The following is a 26,364-nucleotide window of genomic DNA, read 5'->3' on the forward strand; positions in this document are numbered from 1 at the left end:
TTTAGGGTAAAAACTTACCCTGTAGATTTTTTCAAAAACTCCTGGAATACTTTTGCTGTGCCGCGAGAATACCAGCGGACACACTCCCCATAGCGCACTGACCAGCGCTGATATCGTGGCAGCGATAAATTGGGGAGACAGATTGGACGGGACCCTGACCGGTCATGTCAGACCCGAGCCGGATTCATGCACCGCGCAACCAATCACCGATGGCAGAAATCTATAGAGTTACTTTCGAGGTTGTGTTTGAGAGTAAAGACGCACGCAAACCCCACGGGGCGCCGGCGGCGCGAGTGAGGCCGCGAGAGCGGCAGTCGTTCGGCGCGATTCTTTCCCGGAGCGTGCGAGGGCACGAAGTACCTCTATAGTTCTTCAGCGGCTGAGGACGCCTCATCACCCTAATGCAGTGGGGTGAAGAGGCGTTCTCTGCCATTAACCGCAGAAGTCCACGCAGAAAAGCAGCTCACGAGGCGCAATGCCTCCGTGAGCTGCTTTTCTGTATTCGGTTATTGGCTCAAAGCTAACGCGCGAGCGCCGCCCGCCCGGCGCTGGGAGATTCGCTGTTGAGATCCGCTACCTAGCCCTTGCGCGCCTCGCGGATCACCTTCGCCAGCTGCGCCTCCGAGGGCAGGCCGCCGCGGATCTGGTGATCCCACACCTCCGCAACACCCTTGCCGCCCAGGTACACGAACACGGTGCTGATACGCTCCGGGTCCACGCCCATAATGCGGGAGAACGCGATGCGGTACAGGCCCAGCTGGAAGCGTCGAGACTGCATGGTCGACATCTTCGGGCGGGAACCGCTCTTCCAATCCACCAGCACCCAGCGTTCGCCGCCCTCGTCCTCGGTGCGGAACACCGCGTCGATACGGCCGCGCAGGCTTACGCCCTCGATGTGGGTTTCGACCGGGTATTCGACCGCCCAGATGCGGTCCTTCCACTCGTCGCTGCCCCACTCACTGTTGGCGAAGCGCTCCCAGAGGCGCTGAACGGAGGCGTCCAGTTCGCTCTCGGATTCCTCGAAGTCGTCCTCGAAGGTGAACTCGTCCTGTTCCTGCTGGTCAGCAGGCTCAGCAGGCTCAGCGGGCGCGGCGGAGGCGGAGGCAGCAGCAGAAGCAGGCAGGTCAACGCCCACCGTGTCCTCCGCGTCGGGTGCCTCCAGCGGGTCGGCGCTCGGCGCCACCCCGAAGTGCTCCTCAATTAGCGCGTGCACCGCCGTACCAATCGTTGCCGCGCGCGAGGGACGCTGCGGCACCGGGCGCATCAGCTGATGCACCGTGCCCTGCGGGTCCTCGCTTAGGCGAATGAACGTGGATGCGGACAGGTGCCCTGGCAGCTGCTCGCTCAGCACCGGGTCGGTCTGGCCCATCATGAGCAGTAGCAGGTCGGCTTCGCGTTCCCAGTCCACCGCCTGCTGGCGCAGGGATTCAGGAATGGCGGACTCGCCGTGTACAGCGAGTACGGCGGGTGCAGGGTGGTTTGCGCTCTCCCCCGCTACATCCCCGCTCTGGTGCAGGTCATCCTCCCCCGCGCCGACAGCGAGCTCCACCGCCAGGGCGGCACGCTCCACCGCCTCGCGACGGCTCGAGGAGTTAATCGCAATCTCACGTTCCAGCTGCTCATGCTGGCCGCGGCGAAGCACCGCCTCCGTGCCCCGATTGAGGGCATCGTCAGAAGCCCAACGCCAAATCACGGGGCGCTCCAGCGGATCAAAAGGCCACATGGCGGTCAGCACCGCACCCAGGTTCGGGTTCCTGTCCTCGTAGTTCTTCTGGGCGAACTGGCCGCGCACCTCAATCGGCAGCGCCGCCGCCACCGTCGGCGAGAAACCGGGCTGAGGCGGTTGCGCCTCACGCCATTTCTCCCGCTCGGTGGCTTCGATAATCCATTCGGGCACCGGCAGGTTCAGGCGGGTACAGTTCTCCGCCACCGTGCGTGCTCGTACGGAAGGAGCCGCCAGCTGCCAATCCTGCGCGAGGGCAGGAGCCATGGCCTCAACCAGCGCCCACGCGTAGCGTTGCACCTGCTCGGCGTAGGTTGCCCGAGCATTCGCGCGCGCCTCCGCCTGTACGGGAGTGAGCTCGTCAGCGTCTACGGGGTAGAGTTCCAGCTCTTCCAGCAGCGCCGCCTCATCGGGGGCGGGCGGCAGGTTCGAGGGATCCACGACCGTACCGTGCACCAGGGTCACCGGCTCCGCCAGGCGGTACTTCGACTCAGCCAGCTGCTCAGCCCAGCGGCGCACATGGTTCAGGTGCACCTTCTTGCGCTTATCGGCGGGGTTCGGCATCGTGTACGACAGGCCCATGCCCACCAACTGCGGCGCTGCCCAGGGGGTATCCATTGTCTCTTCGAAATGCAGAGAGGGCGCATCCAGACCCACGAACGGGTTGAAGAGCATCTTCAGCAGCTCCTCCCAGAAGGGCTGCACCGGCAGGGGGAGCATAGCGGCGCTCTTCCAGCGGTAGGCGCTCAACGCCAGCAGGTTACGGGCACGGGTCATCGCCACGTACATGAGGCGGCGGTCCTCCATGCCGGCATGCTCGGCGGCATCATCCTTGTGCTCGGCCAGGTAGTCTTCCAGGTCCTTCGCCTTCTCGAAGGCGGTAATCTCCTCCGGGGTCTCAAGAATCGACGGAAGGTACTCGCGGTCGCCACGCAGCGGCCAGGGCAGAGCCGCATTAGCCGACATCTGCCACAGGTTCGGGGTCTGCCCGCCGGTCGCACTACCGCACAGGCCCGGCAGAAGCACGTGATCCCACTCCAGGCCCTTCGCCGCGTGCATGGTCATCAGCTGCACCGCGTTCGGGTCAGGTTCGACGGCGCCCAGCGCCAGGCCCTTCTCCTCGTCATCGGCACGTTCAAGCCACGCGAGGAAGCCCATCATGTAGCTCACGCCGCCCGAAGACAGCAGGAAGCGGCGCGCACCCGGGTCGCCCTCCTCCGCGCTCACGCCGTCAGAGCCGGCGTAAATCATCGCGTTAATACGCGGCGCCGACATGCCGTAGGCGGCGGCCACCTCGTGGAAAGCGTCCAGGTTCGCGCGCGAACCCAGCGGGTCGGTACCCGGGCGGACCGCCAGCTCAATATCCAGCAGCATGGTCCGCTCAATCTCGTACAGAAGCGTGCCCAAATCCTCACTCAAACCGGCACGCAGCACGCGCATCTGCTCGGCGAAAGCACGCAGACGCTCCAGCGCTGCCGGGGAGAAACGGCGGCCGCGGTACTGCTCACCGTAGAGAGGCTCGCCGTCCGCGCCGTCCTGCGGCAGGTTCTCCACCGCCTCAATGAGGGAGGCGTAGCCGGAAGAATCCTCCACCGCGCCCTTGAGGGTTTCGTCCAGGCGCTCCTGGGCGGCACGCAGGTGCTCCGTCTGCAGGTTGATAGCAGCTGCGTCGTCAGCGTCTTCCGCCTCGGCGAGCATACGCAACGCCATCTGCTCACGCAGGGCACGCTCACGCTCACGCACCAGCGACTGAGCCCAATCACCCAGCGCCAACATATCCGCCGCACCCAAACGCCAACGCGCACCCGTCAGCAGACGCGCCAGGGCATCCGAACGGTTCGGATCAGCCAGCACACGTAACGCCGACACCAAATCCACAACCTCCGGTTGGGAAAGCAAACCGCCCAAACCCACTTGCTGCACCGGAATACCCAGGCGCTCGCACTCCACACGAATCGGGTCCAGCTGACCGTGCACACGCGCCAACACCGCAATCTCGGGCATCTTCAGACGCGGACGCACCGAACCATCACCGGAACGATGCGCCGCGTAGGCGCGCTCATACTCGCGCACCGCCTGCGCACGCATCGCCGCAATACGCTCGGCAATCGCCACGGCCTCCTCGCGGTCAGAGTCGTGGTACGTCAAATCGACGCGCCCCACCATGCCCGCGGCAGCCTGCTCAAAAGCGGGCGAGCCAGGCTCCCCCACCAGGGCGCAGCGCGGGCGCAGGTCAGGAACCTGAGCGGCGGTAATATCGCCGTCGGCGGCACGCACCCACTCGGGAACTTCCTTCAGCTTTTCCGCCACGTGGTTCGCCGCGTTCAGCACCGAAATGTCGTTACGCCACGCAATGGACAGGAACAGCGGCTGCACATGCTTAGTCGGGAAATGACGGTAGAAGCTGAACATCTGGCCGTCCGAAGCACCACGGAAACCGTAAATCGACTGCTTCGGGTCACCCACAGCCATCACCGGATGCGCCGGAATACCCGCCGCCTCATCGGCACCATAAATCGAGGAGAACAAGCTCATCTGCGCGTGCGAAGTGTCCTGGAACTCGTCCAGCAGAACCACCTTGAAACGGGCACGCTCACCCTCACGGATCGCCGAGTCAGCCTCCGCAATACGGGCGGCAAAACGCATCAGGTCACCAAAATCCAGCACCTGCATGCGCGCCTTCACGCGGGCGTAGCTCATCGCCATGCGCGCGTACACTCGGCGGTTCCGCAGCAGACGCTGAACCTTCAGAATGTCCTTCTCAGTCTTCGTCTCACGGCGAGGCTCGGGCACCGCCGCGTACGCCGCCAACTGCTCGGTGCAGAAGTCAATAACCTGTTGCGGCTCCACCAGGTGCTCCGCGCACTCGTCAGAAAGCTGCAGCATCTGGTTAATCATGGTCGCCGCAGACACCGGCACGCCGTCCTTATCGAGAGGAAGCTCCCCCTCCCAGTACTGCACAATCTGCGCGGCAAGCTGCCACTTCTGCGCATCACCGAGCATCTGCGCGTCCTGCTCCACGCCCAGGCGCAGACCGTACTCCTTGACGAGGTTATTCGCGTAAGAGTGGTAGGTGAGCACGGTCGGGTCAGCGATGCCCTCGCGCAGCTCCTCATCGCTCGGGGCGACGCGGCGGCTACGGCGCAACGTGTTCAGACCGGCGCGCATACGGCTGCGCAACTCGGTTGCCGCCTTGCGGGTAAAGGTCACGCCAAGCACCTCTTCAGGGCGCACAAAACCGTTATCAACCAGCCAAATCACGCGGTCAACCATGGTCGCGGTCTTACCCGAACCAGCGCCCGCAATGACGAGGGTCGGGGCGGGGCCCGCCTCAATCATGCGGACCTGCTCGGGGGTCGGCTTCTTGCCGTCGGCGCCGTTGAGCATCTCGGCAATGTCGAGGGCACTGCGGTAGCCGGCAGGCTTCAGCGCGGGGTCGTTCGCGGCGGCTTCAGCAGAAAAGAGCACTCCGTTGGGCAGCTGCCAGCTATTGTGCTCGCACCACTGGGCGGGGGTGAGCATGCCGGAAACCGCGCCGGTGCCAGGACCGGAGTTAGTAGCGCCGTATGCGCCAGAGTCAGTCATGATTCCTCTTCCTCATGGATCATTCTCATGGGAGGTTCGGGGTGAGTGATATCGAAAGTAAACGTAGGGTACGCGGCTACTAGGGCTGCGTCACCTGACGGCCGCGCGTACAGATCGGGCAGATCTCCGGCAGACGGCACCCATAGCCGCCCTCACGGTGACGAGCCTGCACCTGCGAGCCAGCAATCAGCTCCGCGGCGTGCTGCACCAGCTCAGCCGCCCACGAATCGTGCTCCGTCAGAGCCGGCTGAACCTGCAGACGAGTCTTGCTCTCGTCATTCACGCCCGAGGCGCCCAGCTGCACCAGCGCCGCGCCTGCGGAATGACCCGTGTAGCCGGTGTACTCCAGCTCCTGGGGGCGGGCATCCGGTAGCGGTTCGCCCGCCTCCAGGGCGGCGGCTTCGGCGCGGTAACGCTCCTCCAGCTGCTCACCCGCGCCAGCCTCCACCGCAACCTGGTAGGCGGCAAGCTGCGGATGCGTCTCCATCTCCGAGCCGGTCGGCTTAGACTTGCCGGTTTTCAGATCGACAATGGCGTAGCGGCGGGTGCCGTCCTCCGCCGGGGCGGTACCCTCGAGGCGGTCCACACGACCGGTGAGCAGCGCATCCAGCTCGCCAACCTCACCGGCGGGGTCGAAGGGCACGGGCACACGCACCGCGAAGGAGCCTTCAACACCGAGGTTCTGCCAGCCGGCGTCGCCCATGTGCTGACGGTAGTAGTAGCTCAGGCGCAGAATCATGCGCTTGGCGCGCTCGTAGAGGGCGTAGGATTCCCAGGGCACGCGCTCGCGGTACTCTTCATCGGTCTCATCGTCCTTGCGGGCGGGCACGCCGAGGGAGCTAATGCGCTCGTCGAGGGCGGTTTGGAGCTCTTCGAGGGTGCCGGTCGGGTACTCCTCGGCGATGGCGTGAACGAGCGTTCCGAGCGAGCGGGACAGGTCGGTTTGGGCTTCCGCGCGGGCGGCGGAAACCAGCCAGTCCAGCGGGGAGCTGTGGATGGTTTCCAGGCGCGAGGGCGAAAGCGTAATCGTGCGGCGGCCGGGGTTTTCAGCCTGTTCTTCGCCGTCTTCGCCATGGTTTTCGTCCAGCTCAGCGTGGTCTGCCGGGCGGTGGGCAAAGAGCAGCTCCGTGCTAGAAAGCGGTAGCAGACCCCACCACTCGTCGGGTGCGGCGCCGGGTGCCTGGGCGTTCGCCAGACGCGCCAGAGTGCGGGAGGCGGCATCGAGTCGGTACGCGGAAGCCTCCGGGGTGGGCGCCTCTTCCGGCGCGTTGTGCATTGGCGCGCCGTTCTGCTGTGTGTCCTCCTGCTGGGCGTCTTCGGCACGCATCGCGTTCATCGATTCCTCAACGAGGGTGCGGCGAAGCTCCGCCACGAGGGAACGCAGGGTGGCGGGGCGGCGCACGCGGGTGATGGGCACGTCCGTGGATTCGCCAACCGCGTCGGTGGGTAGCACGAAGTCGAAGAACTCGCCGGGTGCCTGATCGTCATTGCGTACGGCGGTGAGCACGAGGCGGGTGCTGGCTCGGGTGGCGGCGACGGCGAACATGCGCAGCTCGTCGTGGCGGGTGTCGCGCACGCGTTCGGGGTAGCTGCGGATGCGGGCGGGCGGCACAGGCTGCTCGCTCTCCCCCGCATGTTGTTCTGCCTGCTGGGCGCGCTGGCGGAGGCGTGCATCGCACAGGTCCGTAAGGTCGCCGGTGCTCAGCAGGGAGCCTCGCACGGTGGTGTTGGGCCAGGTTCCTTCCTGCAGACCGCATACATATACGGTGCGCCAGGACTGACCTGCGGCGAGCGCGGGGGTGAGAATCTCGACCGCGTCTTGGCGTACGCCGCGGGCGGCGAGGGTGTCCATGGGCAGGTCCTGCGCGTCGATGAAGTCGAGGAACTGCTCAGCACCGGCGCCGTGCATCTGCTCGTCGAATCGGTCGGCGGCTTCAAAGAGGCCGATCATGGCGTCGAGGTTGCGGTGGGCCGCGTCGGCATCGGGGCCTGCGCCGCGCGACTGGGCGACCCAGGTCTTTTCGAGGCCGCTGGCTTCCCAGAGCGCCCAGAGCACTTCGGTGCTGGTGGATTCGGGGCGGGCGAGTGCTTTACGTCCGGCGGAGAGCACGGCTGCGATACGGTGCACGGCGCGTCCTACGCCCTCTTCGGGGAGGGTTTCGGGGTGTAGCAGGGCGCCGAGGAGCAGGTCGTCGCTGGGTCGGTGTCCACCGCTTTGCAGTTCGATGGATCGTAGCTGCTGGCGGAGTCGTCGCACGTCCATGCTGGATGCGCCGCCGAGCCGGGAGGTGAGCAGGGTGATGGCGCTCTGCGCGCCGCCGAGGGGGTTGGCGCGGCTTTCTTCGGCGATGACGTCGTCGAGGCTTCGGCGCATGAGCTCTTCAGCTTCGGTGGCGCTGAGGGTTTCGTAGCCGCCACGCTCCGCTGCCTCCGTACCTTCTGCACCTTCTGCGGCGAGCATATGCACGGCGGGGTTCAGCGCCTTCTCGCCGCGCTTGCGTGCGTAGACGAGCAGGCTGAGCGCGTCGAGGAAGGGGCGTACGGCGGGCTCGTCGCGCACCGGCACGAGCGCCGCGGAGGTACGCGAGGGAATACCGTTCGAGGAGAGCACGCGGCGGATGCGCGCCACGTCCGCGCTGCTACGCACGATGATGGCGGACTCGCGGTAGGGGTGGTTGCCGTAGATGCGTTCTTCGAGCAGCATTTGGGCGATGAGGTTCGCCTCGTCCTGAGAGCTGGAAAGCGCATACTTATACACGCCAGCGGGTGCGGTGCGGTAGTGCGCGGGGTCGAGGATTTTGCCGTCGGCACCCAGGTGCAGCAGCGGTTCGTCGGCGGCGCCCCAGGTGAGGGCTTCATCGGCGGGGGTGGTGTTGATGCGTCCGAAGGTTGCGGGCGCACCGTTCTTTACCCCCTCCTGCGCGCTGTTCTTCTCCCCTGCCTGTTCGGCGGTGAGCGGCACGAACCGGGTGTAGCGCGGCAAGCGGCGGCGAATGTCCGCCACGAGCGGCATCATGAGCGCGGGCAGGCGGTACGAGGTGGTGAGCGTGCGGGTGCGCATGCTCGGGAAGCTTGCCTGCAGGGTGGTGACGAGGTCGGGGCGGGCGCCTCGGAAGCCCTGGACGACGGCTTCATCGCTGTAGGTCATGACAACCCGAGGGCCTTCAGCGAAGAGGTCGGGGTGGGTTTCGGTCAGGTGCGCGGCGTCTGCGGGGGCGACTTCGGCGGCGATGAGGCGCAGTAGCCGGTAGATGGAGGGGCTGAGTTCCTGCACGTCGTCGATGAGGATCAGGTCGTAGCGGCGGCGTTCTTCGGCGAGAAATTCGGGGGCACGCAGCAGTAGCCGGCAGGCGTCGTTGATGAGTACTGCCGGGTCGTAGGCGTTTTTGGCGCGGAGGGCTCGCACGGCACGGTATTCGGTGTGCAGTTGGGCGAGGGCGTGCCAGGCGGGCTGGTTGTGTTCGGTGGCGAGGGCGTGTACGTCTTCGGCGGTGAGGTCGTATTCTGCCATGCGGTCGAAGAAGTCGCGGATTTCGTGGCGGAATCCGCGGGTTGCGAGGGCGTCGCGGAGTACGTCGGGCCAGGCGGGGCCGGGTGCGATGCCTTCGGCGTGGTTGGCGAGTAGTTCGCCGATGATGACGTCTTGTTCGGGGCCGGAGAGGAGTTTGAGGTTGCCTTCTACGCCGCTGAGCAGCCCCCGGGTTTGGGCTCGTTTGAGCAGGTCGAAGGCGTATGCTGCCCAGGCGCGGGTGGGTGCTACGGAGAGGCTGCGGTCGCTGGAGGCGGCGATGGTGTCTCGCATGCGGGTCGCAGCGGTGCGGGTGGGTGCGAGGATGAGCAGCCGGGCGGGGTCGTTCCCGTCGGCGAGGTAGCGCAGGGCGCGTTCGGTGAGGTGATGGGTTTTACCGGTTCCGGGGATGCCGGTGAGAAGTTGGGTTGTCATGGTTTCAGTCTATCGGCTGTAGCGCGGTTGTACCTTGTGGGTGGTCATGTGGGCTCGTCAGCTGCTTATGTGCCGCCTCGGTGACTTAATATGCCGCCCCGCCGAGGGTTTATCCACAGCCGCGTGACAACCGGGCGCGCGCCCGCACCGCCGCTGGGTTAGTCTTATAGCATGACCTGGATGAACGGCCTGCGCGCCACTTTTGACCTTGAAACCACCGGTGTGGACGTCACCACCGCCCGCATCGTGACTGCTTCCCTGATCCTGCTGGACCCTCAGGGTAATGTGGTGCGCCGTGGCGAGTGGCTGGCCGACCCCGGCGTTGAGATCCCCGCCGGTGCCGCCGCCGTGCACGGTATTACGACCGAGTACGCGCGTGAGCACGGCCGTCCCGCCCGCGAGGTCGTGTGGGAGCTTGCCGGAGCGATTGGTGCGCTGAACCTTGACGGCGTGCCGATTATTGCATTCAACGCCGCCTACGATTTTTCGGTACTGCACCACGAGATGCTACGCCACAATATTGCCAACGGTGAGCTGCCGCCGGGTGTGGTGCTCGACCCGTATGTTCTGCATAAGCACGTGATTCCGCGTAAGCGCGGCAAGCGCACCCTTGAGGTCCTTGCCGCCGAGTACGGTGTCTCCCTGGAGAATGCGCACACCTCCGCTGATGATGCCCTGGCGGCGGAGCGTCTGCTGGTGAAGCTCACCGAGCAGTTCCCCGAGGTTCTCAACGTGGATGCGCGCCAGCTGCACGAGCAGCAGATTCAGTGGGCGGCGGAGCAGGCGGCGAGCTTCCAGGCGTGGTTGCGTACGCAGCCGGGTAAGGAATCTGAGGTCATTGACGGCCGCTGGCCGGTGCGCCGCTAAACCTGCGCCGCTAAAAACCTAGGTAGCGCCCCAATTACTTCTCCTTTGCTGACGGGCTGACACTATCCCCGCTTGGGCTTCTCCCCTATGCTAGAAGGTAACCGCACCTACACGAATAGCACGTGAATAGCACGACCCGGAAGGCCTCTCATGGATGATCAGCCCCGCACTACCGAGCCGTACCCTGACACTAATACGCGCAGTATCTATCTGGGGTCTACCCGTCTGGCGCATGAGCATTTGGTGGCGCAGTCTCAGGTGGTGCTCCGCCTGGGCCGCATCCTGATGAAGTCGGGTGCGAGCGCGTACCGTATTAAGGCGTCGATGGCGCGTTTGGCAAAGGCTGTGGGGTTGAAGGAGCATCACGCGCAGGTGACCTTCACCGAGATTTCGACCTCTTCGTACACGGAGGGTAATTTCCGTACCGAGGTCGCTGAGCAGCGCACGATGGGCATTAACGCTCATAAGCTGGATCAGTTGGGTAAGTTCATTTCTGAGCTTCCCGAAAAGATTACTCCGGCGGAGGCGAATGCTGAGCTTGACCTTATTGATTCGGCGAAGCCTCTGTACACCCGCTGGATGTTGGCGCTGGCGTCGGCGGTAGCGTGTGCCGGGTTCGCGTTCTTGAACCGTGGCGGTCTGGTGGAGTGCACGGTGGTGTTCTTCGCGGCGGGTGCCGGCCAGTTTTTGCGTTCGACTCTGCTCAAGCGCGGGGTGAGCCATTTGGCAACGTGGATGGCGTGCGGCTTCCTGGCGGCGGGCCTGTACATTGCGCTTGTTAATGTGCTGGTCGCGGCGGGTTGGATTAGCCCGAACCATATGATTGGTTTTATTTCGTCGGTACTGTTCTTGGTGCCCGGTTTCCCCATGGTGACGGGCATGCTCGATATTTCCCGCATGGACTTTTTGGCGGGTATTTCGCGTCTAACCTATGTGGGTTTGTTGTTGCTGAGTGCGTCGTTTGCGGTGTGGGTTTTGGGTTCGCTCTTCCACCTGCCGTTGGCGGCTCCTGCGCCTCTTAACCTGGATCCGACCCTGTATTTGGTGTTGCAGGTGCTTTCCTCGGGTGTTGCGGCGGCTGGCTTCGCGATGCTTTTTGCCGCTTCCCCAGTGGCGTGCGTGTGGGGTGGCGTGATTGCTGCGGTGGCGAACCCCATCCGTATTCACATGGTTGAGGCTGGTATGCCCGCGCATATGGCGGCGACGATTGCCGTGTTTGGTGTGGGTATTTTGGCTGAGATTGTGGCGCCGCTGCATCAGCGCAAGTACACCCGTATTTCCCTGTCGGTTCCGGCGGTGGTGACGATGGTTCCGGGTGTTCCGTTCTACCGTTCGATGTCGCATTTTGCTAGCGGTGACATGTACTCGGCGGCAAGCGGTTTCGTGCAGTCCCTGCTGATTTTCATGGCGTTGGGTATGGGCCTGGCCTTCGTGCGTCTAATCTTCGACAAGAACTGGCTGTTCGATCAGGACACCCAGGTTCTGAACCGCCTGGATACCGACCGGCACCTGCGTTAGCGCGTTGCGCGTCCTCTCTGTTCCCTAACTTGTCTGTTGTGTTTTATCGTCACCTTTCGGTACGTTCAGGTGCTTGTCACCTGCGGTTCATCTGTAGCGCCTATGATGGTTAGGTACGGGACGCTAGTGGCGTGCGGGCTCCGTTGCCTGGTGCGCATCGTCCCTTGTAATTCTTTAGTTCGCCGTCTCTGTTGAAAGGCACCGATACGATGACTCCTTCCTCTACCCACCCGCTGCACCACGAAGCCAGCGAGAAGCTGTTTGAGCGTTCTCGCGCGGTGATTCCCGGCGGCGTGAATTCCCCGGTGCGTGCTTTCAATTCTGTGGGCGGCACCCCCGCGTTTGCCGCGAAGGCTAAGGGCGCGTACCTGTACGATGCGGACGGCAACGAGTACGTTGACCTGGTCTGCTCGTGGGGCCCGTCGATTCTGGGTCATGCGCATCCTCAGGTTGTTGAGGCGGTTCAGCAGGCGGCTGAGCGCGGCCTGTCCTTTGGTGCGGCGAGCGCGCCGGAGGCTGAGCTGGCTGAGCTGGTGGTCAACCGTATTAACGCGGCGATTCCCGGCGCTATTGATCAGGTGCGTATGGTGTCGACCGGTACTGAGGCGACCATGACTGCGATTCGTCTGGCGCGCGGTGTGACCGGTCGCGACAAGATTATTAAGTTCGCGGGCTGCTACCACGGTCACGTGGATGCGCTGCTTTCCGAGGCTGGTTCGGGTGTGGCTACCCTGGCGTTGCCGGGTTCTGCTGGCGTGACTGCCGCAACCGCCGCGGAGACCATCGTTCTGCCCTATAACGACCTGGACGCTGTGCGTGAGGCGTTCGCAAACCACGAGGGTCAGATTGCCGCGGTTATTACTGAGGCGGCGCCCTGCAACATGGGTGTGGTGACCCCCGAGCCCGGTTTCAACCGTGGCCTGCACGAGATTGCTCACGCGAATGGTGCGCTCGTCATTTTTGATGAGGTGCTGACCGGTTTCCGTGTGTCTTCGGCTGGTTACTGGGGTTACGCGGCCCCCGAGGATGGCGGCTGGGTTCCCGATATTTTCACGTTCGGCAAGGTCATTGGTGGCGGTATGCCCATCGCGGCGCTGGCTGGTAAGCGTGAGGTCATGGAGCACCTGGCGCCGGTCGGCCCCGTCTACCAGGCGGGTACCCTCTCCGGTAACCCGCTGTCCGTCGCGGCGGGTATTACGACCCTGACCCTGGCTGATGCCGCCGTTTACGCGCACCTGGATGCCCGCAGCGCCCAGCTGCAGCAGGCTCTGACCGAGGCGTTCAACGCCGCCGGTGTGGACCACTCCATCCAGAACGCCGGTAACCTCTTCTCGGTCGCGTTTGGCACCTCTCAGGAGGGCGTGCACAACTACGCCGACATCAAGGCGTCGGCAACCAGCCGTTACAACGCGTTCTTCCACTCCATGCTCGAATCCGGAGTGTACCTGCCGCCGAGCGCGTTCGAGGCGTGGTTCGTTTCTGCCGCCCACGACGATGAGGCGATGGACCGTATCATCTCGGCTCTTCCGGCTGCCGCAGCTGCTGCCGCATCCGCGTAGGAGTTTGAGAGACGTAAGGAGGTGAGCCGCTCATGGATCTGAGCGCTCTGGGACTGCCTATGGAGCAGCTACGCGACGTGTGGCTGATCGCCTTCATGGTGTACCTGGGCTTGTGCCTGCTGGTGGATATCGCCTACCCGGTGCCCATCAAGAAGGAGAAGGCAGCCGAACTGTACCTTGAGGTGTCCGGCTCGCCCGTTGATGAGGCGCGCCGCGCCACCGCGGAACGCACCGCGATGGGTGCGCCGCTGAGCTCCTCCCGCAAGGGTAGCGCCACGAAGAAGGCGAAGAAGAAGCTGGATTCTATTGAGGGCGCCGGCGTGTTTAGCGGCTGGTTCCACGTGGTCATGTACCTGTGGGGCTGGATTGTGGCGGTCTCTATCTTCACCCTGTACTGGGATATCGTGTACGACGGTGTTGTACTACCGGCGCTGATTCTGCCGTTCCTCATGGTGTACCTGGGTGCGCGTATTGGCCGCCGTCAGTGGCGTGCAGTTCGCGGATACAGCAAGGACGACCGTGTGCTGGGCATGCCGCGCATCTACTCGGCGACGCTGGGTAAGCTGAGCGCACCGTTCCGTGTGCGCGGCACGGTGCCGGGTGTAGAGCCGATCCGTGACGACCGCACCGCCTACTGGATCCTCGGCGGTATTGCGTTCCTGCTCGCCTCGGTCTTCCTGGTTTCGTTGGCGGGCTGGAGCATTGACGAGGATTGGGAAGCGATCTATATCGGTCACGCATCCTGGTTCTTGCTGGCGGCGGGCGTTCTGCTGATTATCATATTGCTGATGCGTAGCCGCGATTACGTGCTGTACAACCCGGATTCGTTCCAGGCTGGGCGTCTGCTCCTTCCGGCGAAGTCCCGCCCCTACTCTGAGGTTCGCGCATTCCGTGTGTACCCGAAGAACCCGGACGCTATCAAGCTGAACCCGAAGGACGCGAGCCAGTGGACGCTGGAGATTCTGCTCCCCGGCGGCCGCAAGCACGACTATTCGCTGAATGAGCACCAGATTGATTGTTTGGTGGCGCAGATTGCGTTCAATATTGAGCAGGGACGCTGGGCGCAGCTGGATTCGCCGGCGGACCGTGAAATGTTGGCGAAGTACTTCGTGGACGGCCGCGTGATCTGCACGACCATGGGGTACAAGCCTGCCGGTAAGCATGCGGAGGAGGCGGCACGCCGCGCGTCCTTCCAGAAGGCGCAGTACAAGTAAACCTGTAGCCTACATACCGCGAGAAGCCACATGTGTTTCGAGAAGCCACGTTTTATGTTGCTTTTCGAAACACATGTGGCTTCTCAGCACCGTAGACACACCATCACCGATACCCGTAGAGAGGACAATTCATGGAGCTAAGCGCTTTTGGGATACCCCTAGAGCCGTTGCGCTACATATGGCTCATCGCCTTTATCGTTTACATAGGGTTATGCATAGTACCCGCTATCACCCATCCGGCAACTATCAGCAGGGAAAAGGCGAAGGAGCTCTACATCGCCCGTTACGGCTCCCCCATCAACAATGCAATGAGGTATGCCGAACGCCGCTCCCTGGAGGGTAACCCGCTACCAAAACATAAACTGCGCTCTAACCTCACCCGTGCCCGCAAAGAAATCGATAGCGTATACGGTATCTCCTCGATTGAGGCTTGGTTCCACGTGCTCATGTATGTGTGGGCATGCCTTGTCGCACGGTCCATCTTTCGTCTGTACACAGATATTGCCCATAATGGCATTCTGCTACCGGCTCTGCTGTTGCCGTTCTACATGGTGTTCGTGGGTGCACGTTCAGGTCGCCGCACCTGGCGCAAAGCCCGAAGCATCGATACGGATGACATGACAGCCGGGTTGCCTCAAATCTATAGCGCAGCATTGATGCGTCTCAACCTTTTTGCTGTGCCGAATGGGGCTCATCCTCAAGCTAAACCGGTTCGGGCAAAGAATGATTTCTACGTTGAAACCCACTTTGTGTTGGTTGTGGCTCTCATCGTCTTCTTCTATTCGCTTGTCGGTTGGACAGTTCTAGGTGTTCAGCCAATGCCCATTGGTGGAGCTTCCATAACGCTGGCAATTGTTACCACCGTAACTGCAGTAACTCGGTGGGTTTATATGAGGCGGTACCTGCTGTTCAACCCCGATTCGTTCTACATCGGGCGGCTCTTCCTCCCGGCGAAGAAGTACCGTTACCCCGATATTGAAGAGTTCTGCGTCTTCCCGAAGAACCCCGAACAGATCAAGCCGACCTTCTACGAGCCGTCACAATGGCAGATAGAAATCAAGGTGCCGTCTTTCATTCCGCCGAACCTTGCCAAGCGCATGCCGTGGCTGCGCAGGCATATTGTGGCGGTGCACGATGAGCGCGTCGTCTGCCTCACCTCCCAGGTGGCTTTCTACCTGGAGCAGGAACGCTGGGCGGACCTGCGCTCCCCCGCCGACCGGGAGAAGCTCGCGGAATACTTCACCAACGGCAACATCGTGTGCACCTCCCTCGGGTACAAGCCCGTCAGTGAAGAACCGGAAGAACAATCATAAACGGCGAAAAGCCACATGTGTTTCGAGAAGCCACCAAAAACGTGGCTTTTCGAAACACATGTGGCTTCCCGGCATCCAAAGAGGGAGGGATTTAGGCGTCCAGCTCGCGGAGCCAGCCCGCCGCCTCCGTACCGTAATAGGTCAGGATGACGTCCGCACCGGCACGGTGAATCGAACGCAGCGACTCCAACACTACGGCCTTACGGTCAATCCAGCCGTTCGCGGCAGCCGCCTCAATCATCGCGTACTCACCCGACACCTGATACGCCGCCACCGGCACCGGCGAAAATTCCGCCACCTCGCGCACAATATCCAGGTAGCTGCCGGCGGGCTTCACCATCACCATATCCGCGCCCTCCTCCAGGTCGGCGCGCACCTCCAGCAGCGACTCGCGGCGGTTCGCCGGATCCTGCTGATACGTCTTGCGGTCACCCTTGAAGGTCGACTCCACAGCGTCACGGAACGGGCCGAAGAACGCCGAAGCGTACTTCGCCGAGTACGCCAGAATCGACACGTCTTCGAAGCCTGCTTCGTCCAGGGCGGCGCGCATCGCCGCAATCTGGCCGTCCATCATGCCCGACGGGGACACCGTGTGCGCACCCGCGCGGGCCTGCGAAACCGCCATCTTGCAGTACAGCTCCACAGTCTCGTCATTATCCACCACGAGGGTGCCGTGGCCGTCATCGACCAGCACGCCGCAGTGGCCGTGGCTCGTGAACTCATCCAGGCAGGTGTCAGCCATAACCACCAGGTCGTCGCCGAACTCCTCACGGCACACCGCAATGGCACGGTTCAGAATGCCCTGCGGATCCCACGCGGTCGAACCGATCTCGTCCTTATCCTCGTCGCGGGGAATACCGAACAGGTCAATGCAGCGGATGCCCGCCTCGTACGCCTCACGCACGGCGGGGATGATGCTCTCCAGGGTGTGCTGGTACTGGCCCGGCATGGAACGAATCGGCTGCGGCTCAGTGATGCCGTCACGCACGAAGAACACCTGAATCAGCTGCGAGGGGCGCAGGGTGGTCTCGGCGACGAGGGAGCGCATGGCTGCGGTGGTGCGCAGGCGGCGCGGGCGGCGGGTGAGGTTCATGATCTCTCCTGAAAACTCGATAAAAATATGTGGTCTTAGTAGATGAGGGATGCGCCTACATGAGGGATACAGCGGCGCGCGCCAAATCCTGCGGTGACGGCGAATCGGCCTGCACGTAGCGCAGGTTCAGGGCGCGGCATGCGGAGGCGGTACTCGCCCCAATTGCCACCACCGGCGGCACAGATTCAGGCGATAGCGCGGGGGTGCCGTCGAGTAGGGCGTGCAGGCGGGAGGGGGCGGTCACCACCAGCACATCCAGCGCTGGGGTTTCCGGGGCGGGGGCATCTGCGGCATTCCCCTGTACGAGCGCGCGGGCGGCACTGAGGCTCAGCTCGCCGGGTGCTACCTGCTCGGCGGGCACCATGTCGTAGAGCACGCAGCGGTGGCTGTCCCAGCCCAGGTTTTTGAGGCCTTCGCGCAGGGTCGGTCGGGCGTTGGAGCCTTCCAGAACCAGCACGGCGGCGGGCTCGGTTGCAGGCTTTTCAAACTCCGCGAGCATACCGGCGGCGCTCTGCACCTGCGGCTGAAAATCCGTGTTCAGCCCCAGCTGGGTGTGCACGGCGCGGGCGGTTGCCGTACCCACGCAGGCGATGCGCACTCCCCCGCTCGCGCAGGCGCGGGCAAACTCCGCACCCCACAGCTCGGCGCAGGCGCGAACCGTGTTGGCGCTCGTGAAGCTCACCCACGCATAGTGACCGGAGGCGAGCGCCGCCAGCGCGGCGGCGTGTTCTTCGCCCGGCTCGACGGTGCGGGCCTGCTGTAGGGGGGCGAAGAGTACCCGGGGCTCCCCCAACCCGTTCTGTGCGCATTCTTCGGTGAGGGCGCGCGCGAAGGCGGCACCCTGGGTGGCGGAGCGGGTCAGCAGAACCGTGCGCGGGGATTCAGAGCCATGGTGAGCTTGCGGACTAGCGGCAGACATGGCGCCTACTTCAGGTCCAATCCGGCCAGGGCGGCGGCACCCATCTGCAGCAGGTCTTCTGCCACGCGCACGCCCAGGCGTTCGGCGCCGGGCACGTCCAGTTCGGCGGTTGCCGAGGTGTGGCGCAGCATGTCGGTGCCGTCCGGGGACGCCACCACAACGTTAAGCACCAGGTCGCCTTCAACCACGTGCGCGTACGCGCCGATGGGCGCGGCGCATCCGGCTTCGAGGCGGCGTAGCAGGGCACGTTCGGCGCTGACGGCGAGGCGGGTTTCGTGGTGGTTTGCGGCGAGCAGGGCACGGCCGAGGGCACGCACCGGGCGCGCCACCTCGGGGTCGGCGAGTACGGCGGGGTCCGGGTTCTCGAATTCGCTTTCGCGCACTTCCAGGGCGAGCGCACCCTGACCGGGGGCGGGCAGCATGCGAGTTGGGTCAAGGTACTCGGTGATGAGTTCTTCCTTGCCCAAGCGCTTGAGGCCGGAGACGGCGAGCACCACGGCGTCGCAGTCGCCGCTGCGTTCGGTGCCTACACCGTGGTCGGCGCGTTCGGAAGTTTCGGTGTTCTGGCGGAGTACGACCTGCTTGCCGGCGTGCTCTTCCAGGCCCTTCACGCGGCCGATGCGGGTGCCCACGTTACCGCGAATGTCCACGATTTCAAGGTCGGGGCGCAGTGCGCGCAGCTGGGCGGCACGGCGGGGCGAGCCGGTACCCACGCGGGAGCCTTCGGGCAGGGTGTCGACGGTCAGGCCGTCGCGTGCCACAAGGGCGTCGCGGGGGTCTTCACGCTTGAGGGTTGCGGCGACCACCAGGCCGGGGCAGGGCGCGGAGGGCAGGTCCTTGAGGGAGTGCACTGCCATGTCCACGCGGTTTTCTTCGGAGGCGTTCTCGCCGTCGAGCAGACGCTGGCGCAGTGCCGCAGCGAATACGCCGGTGCCGCCGAGGGTTGCCAGGGGTCCGGTGAGCACGTCGCCTTCGGTTTTGACGGTGCGCAGGGTGAAGTCCACGACCTCGGCATCTGCGGCGCCGTGGTGTGCCTGGTGTTCGGTGTAGAGGGAGGTGACGGTTTCAGCGGCAATACGGCTTTGGGTCAGGGCGAGAGCAGACCCGCGGGTGCCCAAGATGTACTCGTGATGGCTCATATCTCTCCTTTTCGGTGATGTGTGTGATAGCCCGTAGGCGTGTGCGTTTCCCCCAGAGGCTGTGTGTTTGCGACGCTGTGTGTTTGTCTAAATTCTGGGGGGGGTAGCCTGTAGGCACGTGCGCTCCGACCCGCCCGCACGCCCCGGTCAGGGGGGGTGTTGGGGCGAGCCGGAGCTACAGGGGTGGTGTTAGTGGGAGCAGCATCCGCCGGAGCCGCATCCGCCGGAGCGGCTGGCGGGTGCGTTCTCAGAAGCGCTGGTCGCAGAAGCACTGTCCTCAGCGCCGGTAGCACCGGCTGTGTACTCGGCGATGACCGGCTTCGGCGCGCCACGACCGGGCTTGCAACAGCCCGGTTCGCACTCGTCGAACCAGCCGTACTGACCGCTCGCGCTCGGGGCGAGGACGCTCTCACTTTCGGGGCGCAGGTCGGCTGAAACGCCGTTCTCCACACGCTCCTCAATGAGGCGGCGCAGCGACTCCACGTACGCCGGATGCGTGCCGGGGGTGGGGGTGCGCACGGCAACCATGCCCAGGCGTTCGCAGGTGTCCAGCGCCTCGGTGTCCAGATCCCACTTGACTTCCATGTGGTCGGAGACGAAGCCGAGGGGCACCAGCACGACGCCTTCCACGGGGGCTTCGCCGTCCTCCGCCGGGTTGGCGGGGGTGGGCAGCGCCTCCAGGGCGTCGTTGACGTCCGGTTCCAGCCACGGCATGGACGGCGGGCCGGAACGGGACTGGTACACCAGCTCCCATTCGACGTTCTGCAGAAGCTGCGGGGCCTCATCGCGAACCAGCGAAAGCACGGCGCGAGCGACCTGCAGGTGCTTCTCCACGTAGGCGGAGCCGCCCTCGTAGTTCACGCCGCGCGGACCTGCCTCGTTCGCAGCGGAGGTCGGCACCGAGTGGGTGCAGAACATGATGCGCAGGCGCGGGTTCAGCGAACCGCTATCGCGTGCGGCAAGCTGTTCACGAACCGTTGCAAGGCCGTCCTTCAGCCCGTCAGCGAAAGCGCGGGAGAAGCCGGGCACATCAAAGAACTGACGGATCTTACCCACGTGCACGCGACCTTCCAGGCCGAGCTGTTCAATCGCCATACCGTAGTCTTCACGGTACTGGCGGCAGCTCGAGTAGCCCGGGTAGGCGCTGGTCGCCAACACGAGCACGTTGCGGTGGCCGTTCTCGTAGGCTTCGGCGAGCACGTCCTTCACGTAGGGCTTCCAGTTGCGGTTCGCCCAGGTGATCGGGATGCGCGGGCCGCGCTCGGCGAGCGCCTGCTGCAGCGCGGCGAGCAGGGCACGGTTCTGCTCGTTAATCGGCGAGATGCCGCCGTTGGCGCGGTAGTGGGTGGCGACCTCTTCGAGGCGCTCATCCGGGATGCCGCGGCCAGCGGTCACGTTGCGCAGGAACGGGATGACGTCCTCCTGCCCCTCGGGGCCACCGAAGGAGGAGAGAATCACCAGGTCGTAGGGGCGCACCTCTTCGGCACGGTCACGGGTGATGCTGCGTTCGCTTCGGTAGTCGCCGAGGGTCTGCTCATTGAGCGCGGCGGGGCCGTTGGAGGCGGTGTTCGCCGGGTCGGTGCGGTTGGGTACCACGTTGTCCGGCAGGAGCGTGCCGTTGAGGGTTACGCCGTTGTTCGGCTGGTGGCTCACGCCAGAACCTCTGCTACTTCGTCTGCGCCGATGCGGCGGCCGGTGTAGAAGGGGGTTTCCTCACGTACGTGCAGGCGTGCTTCAGTGTTGCGGAAGTGGCGCATCATGTCGACGAGGTCAACGAGCTGGGGTGCTTCGAGGGCGAGGACCCACTCGTAGTCGTTCATGCCGAAGGTTGCGACGGTGTTTGCCAGAACCTGCGGGAAGTCGATTGCCTTCATGCCGTGGTTCTTGAGCATTTCTGCGCGGCGTTCGGGGTTCATGTAGTACCAGTCGTAGGAGCGTACGAAGGGGTAGACGCAGACCCATGCTTCGGGTGCCTTGCCGCGTGCGTAGGCGGGTGCGTGGTTGCGGGTGAACTCTGCTTCGCGGTGTACGCCCATAGTGGACCAGACGATGGTGGTGCCTGCGAAGAGTGCGGTGCGGCGGATCTTGCGGACTGCTGCCTGCAGCTTTTCGGGGGTTGCACCGTGGGTCCAGATCATGACGTCTGCGTTGTCGCGCATTGCGGAGACGTCGTAGATGCCGCGCAGGGTCACACCCTCGGCGGCCAGCTGCTCGGCGACCTTCTCGAATTCGGCGCGAGCCTCGTCGGTGTTAGCCTCTGCCGGGCGTGCGCCGGAGCGTGCGAACACGGTGTACAGGGCGTAGTGCAGGGTTTCGCCTTCTTCGCGGCCGCGGCGGTTCTCGTCAGCTGCGGAGTGCTGGACTGCGTAGCCCTTGGGTGCGCCGCCGTAGCCGTGGCCTGCGTGGGTGTAGCCGCCCTGACCTGCGCCGTGTGCGCCGCCGTGGCCGTGTGCTGCGTGATCGTGAGACATTGTGTGTTCCTTTCTTCAGCGAGGGTTCGCTGTGCTGGAGGCGCGGCTTCCGTAGCTGCGCGTTTTCTCAATTTTTTGGTCTAGTTACTGGCTGAGCTTCTGCCGCCGCTGCGCCGTCTACTTGGCGGTTGCGGCCTTGGGTGCGGTGACGCCTTCCCAGTCCTGTGCCGCGTGGTAGATGAGGCGGTCGATCTGTTCGTAGGTGTCTTTGACGGTTAAGACCAGGCCGGAGCCTGCCGCCCAGGAGCCGACGGTGCTGAGGGTTCCGAGTTCGCTGGCGCGTTCGCGGAATTCCTTGACTCGGTCGCGGTGGCCGGGGGTGGAGGCGGGTAGTACACCGCGCCAGCGTACGACGTCCGCGTCAACGAGGTTGTTGTGGGTGAGGGCTACGTCCATCATGCGGCTTGCGTCGCGCAGGGCGAGGGTGATGAGCTGCTCGTCTGCGAGGGCGACTTCGGAGAAGCGGGAGTCTTCGCCGCCGCGGCCGTAGGAGAGGCGCACAACGTGGCGTCCGGGGCCTGCGGCCTCGGCGACCCACTGCCATTTGGCGGTGGCGTGGGTGAGTGCCTTGGCGCGTACGGCGGTGGCTTCTTCGGAGACGAGCAGGCCGGTGCCGCGGGGGTGCTTGTCCAAGGCGGGGGCATCAACGACGAGGGTGACGAGGGCGACTTCGGGGCCGGGTTCCAGGGCGGGTAGTGCGGTGGAGACGTGCGGGCCGATGAGTCGTGCCACGGTCGGGCCGTCGGTGGCGAGCACCAGGTAGTCGGCGTAGAGGGGGGTGTTTTCGCCGTCGGTGGTGTGGCGCTGGATGATGAACCACTGACCGGTGGATTCGTCACGGTCAACGGCGATGACGTCGAATCCGGTGACGATGCGAACACCGGCGGCGTACAGGTCTTCGACGAGACGTTCGGAGAGCTGGTTCATGCCGCCCACAATACCAGCGACCTGTGAGCCTGCGGGGGCTGCCGAGCGGAAAGCGTGCGCTGCGGCGGAGAGGGAGCGGTGCTTGCGGAAGGCTTCGCGCAGGCCGGGGATGGTCGCATCGACGTCGAGTTTGTCGGGGTGGGTGGAGTACACGCCGGAGACGACGGGTGCGACGAGGTTGTCGAGCACTTTCTGGCCCATGCGGATGCGCACGAGCTCACCGAGGGTCTTCGCGTTCTCGCCTGCGGAGACGGGCAGGAACTTGTCCACCTGGGCGCGGCGCAGACCGTTCTTACCGATGACGGGGATCAGCGACTTATCGTTCACGTTGCCGGGGATGCCCATGATGCCGGTGCTGGGGGTGCGACGGGCGCCCTGCGGCAGGTACAGCCAGGAGCCGTAGGAGTTGGGGGTGACGATCTGGTCGCCCAGGCCGAGTTCCTTGACGAGGTCGCTGACAATGGGGCTGCGGGTTGCGAAGGATTCTGCGCCGGAGTCCAGCAGAAGGCCGCCAACTTCGTGGGCACCAACGGCACCGCCGAGGTGGTGGCGCTGTTCGAGCAGGGTGACGCGCATACCGGCTGCGGCGAGGCGGCGTGCGGAGATCAGGCCGGAGGGGCCGCCGCCGATGACGATGGCGGTGGGTGCCTTCTCGTTGCGGGTGAAAGCTCGTGCGTTCTGGGGCGCGGCGGAGGAACTGACCTGTGCGGTGCGGTGCGGTGCCTGGTTGGTGTGGCCCATGGTGGTTCTCCTTTGGTCTGCCTGCAGTGGAGTTGCCCATTGCGGTAACGGGTGTGGTGGTTGGTTCGGGGTGCAGATGTTCGGTGCAGATGCCGGAGGGTTTCCGGCATCTGCGCCGTCTATTTATCGTTATTTATCCTATGCCTGCGCGGTGCGTTCGTGGATATATGCCACGAGGTCGGTGAGCACCTGCGGGTCGGTGGTCGGGGGTACGCCGTGGCCGAGGTTGACCACGTGCGAGGGGGCGGCGCTGCCTTCTGCGAGCACTTCGTCTACGTGTGCGTAGAGGTTTTCGCGACCTGCGGCGAGCAGTGCCGGGTCGATGTTGCCCTGCAGGGGTACGGCGCCGTTGAGCAGGGTGTTCGCAGCGGACAGCGGCAGGCGGTAGTCCACGCCGATGACGTCTGCGCCGGCTTCGTGCATGGCGGGCAGCAGGGCGGTGGTGCCGGTGCCGAAGTGGATACGCGGCACGCCGTATTCGCGCACCATATCGAGGGCGGTTGCGGAGTGCGCCTGCACGTAGCGGCGGTAGTCGCCTTCGCCGAGGGAACCAGCCCAGGAGTCAAAGAGCTGCACGGCGGATGCGCCAGCCTCGATCTGCGCGCGGAGGAACTGGCCTGCGGTGCGGGCTGCCCATTCGGCGAGTTCGTGCCAGGCGGCGGGGTCGGCGTGCATCATGGTGCGCGGGCGCAGGTGGTCGCGGGAGGGGCCGCCTTCGACCATGTAGGCGGCGACGGTGAAGGGGGCTCCGGCGAAGCCGATGAGCGGGGTGTCGCCGAGCATTTCTACGGTTGCGGCGACGGCTTCGCGGATGGGGTCGAGGTCGCTGTCTTTGAGTTCGGGCAGGGCGCGCACCTCGTCGAGGGTGCGTACGGGCTGGTCGAGTACGGGGCCCTTACCGGGCACGATGTCGACGTTGACGCCCGCGAGCTTCATGGGGATGACGATGTCGGAGAAGAAGATGCCGGCGTCGACCTTGTGGCGGCGGACGGGCTGCACGGTGATTTCTGCGGCGAGGTCGGGGGTGAGGCATGCGTCCAGCATGGGGATGCCTTCGCGTACCTGGCGGTATTCGGGCAGGGAGCGGCCTGCCTGTCGCATGAACCAGACGGGTCGGTGGCTGGAGGGGCGGCCGGTGAGGGCACGGAGCATGGGCGAGTCGGCGGTGGTGCCTGCGCGCAGGGGGTGGTTGGCGGGTAGGTGTGCGAGCTGTTCGTCGGTGAGCAGGGGTCGCTGGGCGTCGGTGGGGTGTGCGGGCAGGGCGGGTGCCTGTGCGGTGCCCTGTGCCGACGCGGGGGTGGTGTGCTGGTTTTCGCTCATAGTGTCTAGTGTGACAGGTTTATGCGGGCGTTTTTGCGACACTATGTCATGGTGACTCTTACCTAATGATGGCTTTCTTAGCGGTGAGGGAAACCTTAGTTCGTGCCTACTCTTTGTGCCCGCTCCCCCACTGTGCAGATTTTCTTGCCCCCTACGATGATGGAACTTAGGTTCTGTGAGCTTTACAGGGGCTTAGTCGGCGTGGTTATGATTAATCTCTAGTGAGTACTTATGCATTTGTGGCATCGCACCACACCGTTGATCTGACCACCGTCGCTGCGTTGAGCGCCGGTGCCTCCGGCGTACCCGATGTTCTGGCGGGCGATATGGCACGCCAGCTGGGCGTGAAGGGTGCAGTCGTTCTTGCCACCTGTAACCGTCTTGAAATGTATGTTCAGCTACACGTATCCGCCCATGTAAACATGGTTCGTGAGCTGATTGCTGATTCGATCGCGCGCACCTCCGGCCTGGATCAAGAACTGGTTGATTCCAGCTTCGACGTGTACGCCGATGATGAGGCTGCACGCCACCTGCTGACGGTCGCCTCCGGCCTGGAATCTGCCGTGGTCGGCGAGCGCGAAATCACCGGTCAGGTGCGCCGCGCCCTGGCCGCCGCGCAGGCGAAGGCACAAGAGGACGGCGTACCCCTTCCCGGTGAGCTGGTTCAACTGTTTGAGCATGCGGCGCATACGGCTCGTCAGGTGGGTCAGCATACGGCGCTTGGCGCTCAGGGCCGCTCCATTGTGTCTGTTGCCCTCGATCTTGCGGATGAGGTTGCCGAGAAGGACTGGTCGACCCGCCGCGCCCTGATTTTTGGTACGGGCGCTTACGCGGGTGCGACCATTGCGGCGCTGCGCGAGCGCGGTTGCACCGATATTTGGGTCAATTCCCGTTCGGGTCGTGCCGCCGAATTCGCGGCAAAGCGCGAGGTTTCTGCGGTGCCGGTGGACGGCATGGAGCAGGCCATGGCTTCTGCCGACGTCATTATTGGCTGCTCCGGCGGCTCCGACCCGTTGCTTCCCGAGCAGATTCCGGGCGGCCACCACACGATCCTCGACCTGGCGCTTTCGCGTGACTTTGACCCCTCGGTCGCCGACCTGCCGAACGTTGAGCTGATTACCCTCGAATCGGTGCGCCTTGCCGCACCCGAGGAGACCGAGGAGTCCGTGGCGACGGCTACGCGCATCGTGGAGTCTGAGCTGGCGGCGTTTGTGTCTCGTCAGCGTTCCCGCACGATTGACTCCGCGATTGTTGCGCTGCGCTCGCACACTATGGATGTGCTGGATTCCGAGCTGGAGAAGGTGCGCAGCCAGTTTGGTTGTGGTGCGGCGACGGAGCAGTTTGAGCTGGCGATGCGCCGCATGGTGAAGTCCCTGCTGCACACCCCGACGGTGCGTGCCAAGAAGCTTGCGGCGGAGGGCCGCACGGAGGATTACGTGCAGGCGCTGGAGACTCTCTACGGTATTCAGGTGGAGGACTCATAAGAGTCTCCTCTCCCGCGCTCTTCCCGGCGTTTTTGCGCGTATTTTCACGCATCCGGCGGCGAGTATTTTATTAGCCCCCGGCGAAGTACCGCCCGTTCACGGTGCCGATGGGCGCATTCACGCTAGAGTAGATGCTAGATAAGACAGTTCCCATACCCGGCGCACGTTTGGTTGCGCCGGACTATTCTGCGAGGAGACTCATGGAAATCAAGATTGGCATTCGCCACATTGCTCGTGAAATCGTTGTTGAGACCAGTGAGGCCAAGGAAATCCTCATGGAGAAGGTCTCGAAGGCTATTGAGGATGGCTCGCTGCTGCAGATTATGGATGATAAGGGCAACACCACCCTGATTTCTGGCGCTCAGATTGGCTACGTCGAGCTGGGTTCCGACGCTAAGCGTCACGTTGGTTTCGGTATCGGCGCCTAATTAGTTTCGGTAGCTGTTTACCCTTTAGCTTGAGCTTTCCCCCGCATCCGTCACGATGCGTAACCGCGCTTTATGCGCTGTGTGCGTGCGCTGTATGCGCCACGTGGTTACGCCGTGCCG

Annotated in this window: 16 protein-coding genes; 7 read left to right on the forward strand and 9 right to left on the reverse strand. The window is 64.2% G+C overall.

Annotated features, from left to right (window positions below; genetic code table 11):
* Nucleotides 1-577: 577 nt before the first annotated feature.
* Nucleotides 578-5,308, reverse strand: a complete 4,731-nt coding sequence (locus HMPREF2749_RS05135) for an ATP-dependent DNA helicase (protein WP_070593625.1) — start codon at nt 5,306-5,308, stop codon at nt 578-580.
* Nucleotides 5,309-5,387: 79 nt separating this feature from the next.
* Nucleotides 5,388-9,251, reverse strand: a complete 3,864-nt coding sequence (locus tag HMPREF2749_RS05140) for a UrvD/REP family ATP-dependent DNA helicase (RefSeq protein WP_049349432.1) — start codon at nt 9,249-9,251, stop codon at nt 5,388-5,390.
* A 171-nt stretch (nt 9,252-9,422) separates the two neighbouring features.
* On the opposite strand from HMPREF2749_RS05140, the gene HMPREF2749_RS05145 reads away from it, so the two are divergent.
* The 5 genes from HMPREF2749_RS05145 (at nt 9,423) to HMPREF2749_RS05165 (ending at nt 15,722) form a co-directional block, all read left to right on the forward strand.
* On the forward strand, nt 9,423-10,118 hold the full coding sequence (locus tag HMPREF2749_RS05145) for a 3'-5' exonuclease (protein WP_012903182.1): 696 nt from the start codon (nt 9,423-9,425) through the stop codon (nt 10,116-10,118).
* A gap of 150 nt (nt 10,119-10,268) precedes the next feature.
* On the forward strand, nt 10,269-11,636 hold the full coding sequence (locus tag HMPREF2749_RS05150) for a threonine/serine exporter family protein (RefSeq protein ID WP_049349429.1): 1,368 nt from the start codon (nt 10,269-10,271) through the stop codon (nt 11,634-11,636).
* 209 nt (nt 11,637-11,845) lie between these two features.
* Nucleotides 11,846-13,195 (forward strand): glutamate-1-semialdehyde 2,1-aminomutase, encoded by a 1,350-nt coding sequence (gene hemL / locus HMPREF2749_RS05155; protein WP_049349427.1) that lies wholly within the window; start codon nt 11,846-11,848, stop codon nt 13,193-13,195.
* 32 nt (nt 13,196-13,227) lie between these two features.
* Nucleotides 13,228-14,409 (forward strand): hypothetical protein, encoded by a 1,182-nt coding sequence (locus tag HMPREF2749_RS05160; protein WP_049349425.1) that lies wholly within the window; start codon nt 13,228-13,230, stop codon nt 14,407-14,409.
* 131 nt (nt 14,410-14,540) lie between these two features.
* Nucleotides 14,541-15,722 carry a transcriptional regulator gene (locus tag HMPREF2749_RS05165; protein WP_070593627.1) on the forward strand — a complete coding sequence of 394 codons (1,182 nt, stop codon included), beginning with the start codon at nt 14,541-14,543 and terminating at the stop codon, nt 15,720-15,722.
* Nucleotides 15,723-15,813: 91 nt separating this feature from the next.
* Here the strand turns inward: HMPREF2749_RS05165 and hemB are convergent, their stop codons facing one another.
* The 7 genes from hemB to hemE form a co-directional block, all read right to left on the reverse strand.
* Entirely contained in the window at nt 15,814-16,815 is a 1,002-nt protein-coding gene (gene hemB, locus HMPREF2749_RS05170) for a porphobilinogen synthase (protein WP_070593629.1), read from the reverse strand.
* A 55-nt stretch (nt 16,816-16,870) separates the two neighbouring features.
* Nucleotides 16,871-17,734 carry a uroporphyrinogen-III synthase gene (locus tag HMPREF2749_RS05175; RefSeq protein WP_070593630.1) on the reverse strand — a complete coding sequence of 288 codons (864 nt, stop codon included), beginning with the start codon at nt 17,732-17,734 and terminating at the stop codon, nt 16,871-16,873.
* A gap of 5 nt (nt 17,735-17,739) precedes the next feature.
* Nucleotides 17,740-18,873, reverse strand: a complete 1,134-nt coding sequence (locus tag HMPREF2749_RS05180; RefSeq protein ID WP_005505274.1) for a hydroxymethylbilane synthase — start codon at nt 18,871-18,873, stop codon at nt 17,740-17,742.
* A gap of 189 nt (nt 18,874-19,062) precedes the next feature.
* The gene (locus HMPREF2749_RS05185) at nt 19,063-20,526 is read right to left on the reverse strand and encodes a ferrochelatase (RefSeq protein ID WP_070593632.1); all 1,464 of its coding nucleotides are present in this window, start codon (nt 20,524-20,526) and stop codon (nt 19,063-19,065) included.
* Nucleotides 20,523-21,344, reverse strand: coding sequence for a hydrogen peroxide-dependent heme synthase (gene hemQ / locus HMPREF2749_RS05190; RefSeq protein ID WP_049346921.1), 822 nt, complete (start codon nt 21,342-21,344; stop codon nt 20,523-20,525). Before hemQ ends, HMPREF2749_RS05185 begins: the two co-directional genes overlap by 4 nt.
* A 117-nt stretch (nt 21,345-21,461) precedes the next feature.
* A complete protein-coding gene (hemG, locus tag HMPREF2749_RS05195) occupies nt 21,462-23,012 on the reverse strand; it encodes a protoporphyrinogen oxidase (RefSeq protein ID WP_070593634.1) in 1,551 nt (516 codons plus the stop codon).
* 138 nt (nt 23,013-23,150) lie between these two features.
* The gene (gene hemE / locus HMPREF2749_RS05200) at nt 23,151-24,332 is read right to left on the reverse strand and encodes a uroporphyrinogen decarboxylase (protein WP_070593636.1); all 1,182 of its coding nucleotides are present in this window, start codon (nt 24,330-24,332) and stop codon (nt 23,151-23,153) included.
* Between the two features lie 221 nt (nt 24,333-24,553).
* On the opposite strand from hemE, the gene HMPREF2749_RS05205 reads away from it, so the two are divergent.
* Together HMPREF2749_RS05205 and HMPREF2749_RS05210 are read left to right on the forward strand one after the other, a co-directional pair.
* Nucleotides 24,554-25,816, forward strand: coding sequence for a glutamyl-tRNA reductase (locus tag HMPREF2749_RS05205; RefSeq protein WP_070593638.1), 1,263 nt, complete (start codon nt 24,554-24,556; stop codon nt 25,814-25,816).
* A gap of 200 nt (nt 25,817-26,016) precedes the next feature.
* A complete protein-coding gene (locus HMPREF2749_RS05210) occupies nt 26,017-26,244 on the forward strand; it encodes a DUF3107 domain-containing protein (protein WP_005505268.1) in 228 nt (75 codons plus the stop codon).
* Nucleotides 26,245-26,364: the final 120 nt, after the last annotated feature.

Source organism: Rothia sp. HMSC075F09 (genome assembly GCF_001810515.1).
In the GTDB taxonomy this organism is placed as follows: Bacteria; Actinomycetota; Actinomycetes; order Actinomycetales; family Micrococcaceae; genus Rothia.

Coding starts and splice junctions, on each gene's coding strand:
- HMPREF2749_RS05135 (WP_070593625.1), bottom strand. CDS start 5,308: ATGACTGACTCTGGCGCATACGGCGCTACTAACTCCGGTCCTGGCACC.
- HMPREF2749_RS05140 (WP_049349432.1), bottom strand. CDS start 9,251: ATGACAACCCAACTTCTCACCGGCATCCCCGGAACCGGTAAAACCCAT.
- HMPREF2749_RS05145 (WP_012903182.1), top strand. CDS start 9,423: ATGACCTGGATGAACGGCCTGCGCGCCACTTTTGACCTTGAAACCACC.
- HMPREF2749_RS05150 (WP_049349429.1), top strand. CDS start 10,269: ATGGATGATCAGCCCCGCACTACCGAGCCGTACCCTGACACTAATACG.
- hemL (WP_049349427.1), top strand. CDS start 11,846: ATGACTCCTTCCTCTACCCACCCGCTGCACCACGAAGCCAGCGAGAAG.
- HMPREF2749_RS05160 (WP_049349425.1), top strand. CDS start 13,228: ATGGATCTGAGCGCTCTGGGACTGCCTATGGAGCAGCTACGCGACGTG.
- HMPREF2749_RS05165 (WP_070593627.1), top strand. CDS start 14,541: ATGGAGCTAAGCGCTTTTGGGATACCCCTAGAGCCGTTGCGCTACATA.
- hemB (WP_070593629.1), bottom strand. CDS start 16,815: ATGAACCTCACCCGCCGCCCGCGCCGCCTGCGCACCACCGCAGCCATG.
- HMPREF2749_RS05175 (WP_070593630.1), bottom strand. CDS start 17,734: ATGTCTGCCGCTAGTCCGCAAGCTCACCATGGCTCTGAATCCCCGCGC.
- HMPREF2749_RS05180 (WP_005505274.1), bottom strand. CDS start 18,873: ATGAGCCATCACGAGTACATCTTGGGCACCCGCGGGTCTGCTCTCGCC.
- hemQ (WP_049346921.1), bottom strand. CDS start 21,344: ATGTCTCACGATCACGCAGCACACGGCCACGGCGGCGCACACGGCGCA.
- hemG (WP_070593634.1), bottom strand. CDS start 23,012: ATGGGCCACACCAACCAGGCACCGCACCGCACCGCACAGGTCAGTTCC.
- hemE (WP_070593636.1), bottom strand. CDS start 24,332: ATGAGCGAAAACCAGCACACCACCCCCGCGTCGGCACAGGGCACCGCA.
- HMPREF2749_RS05210 (WP_005505268.1), top strand. CDS start 26,017: ATGGAAATCAAGATTGGCATTCGCCACATTGCTCGTGAAATCGTTGTT.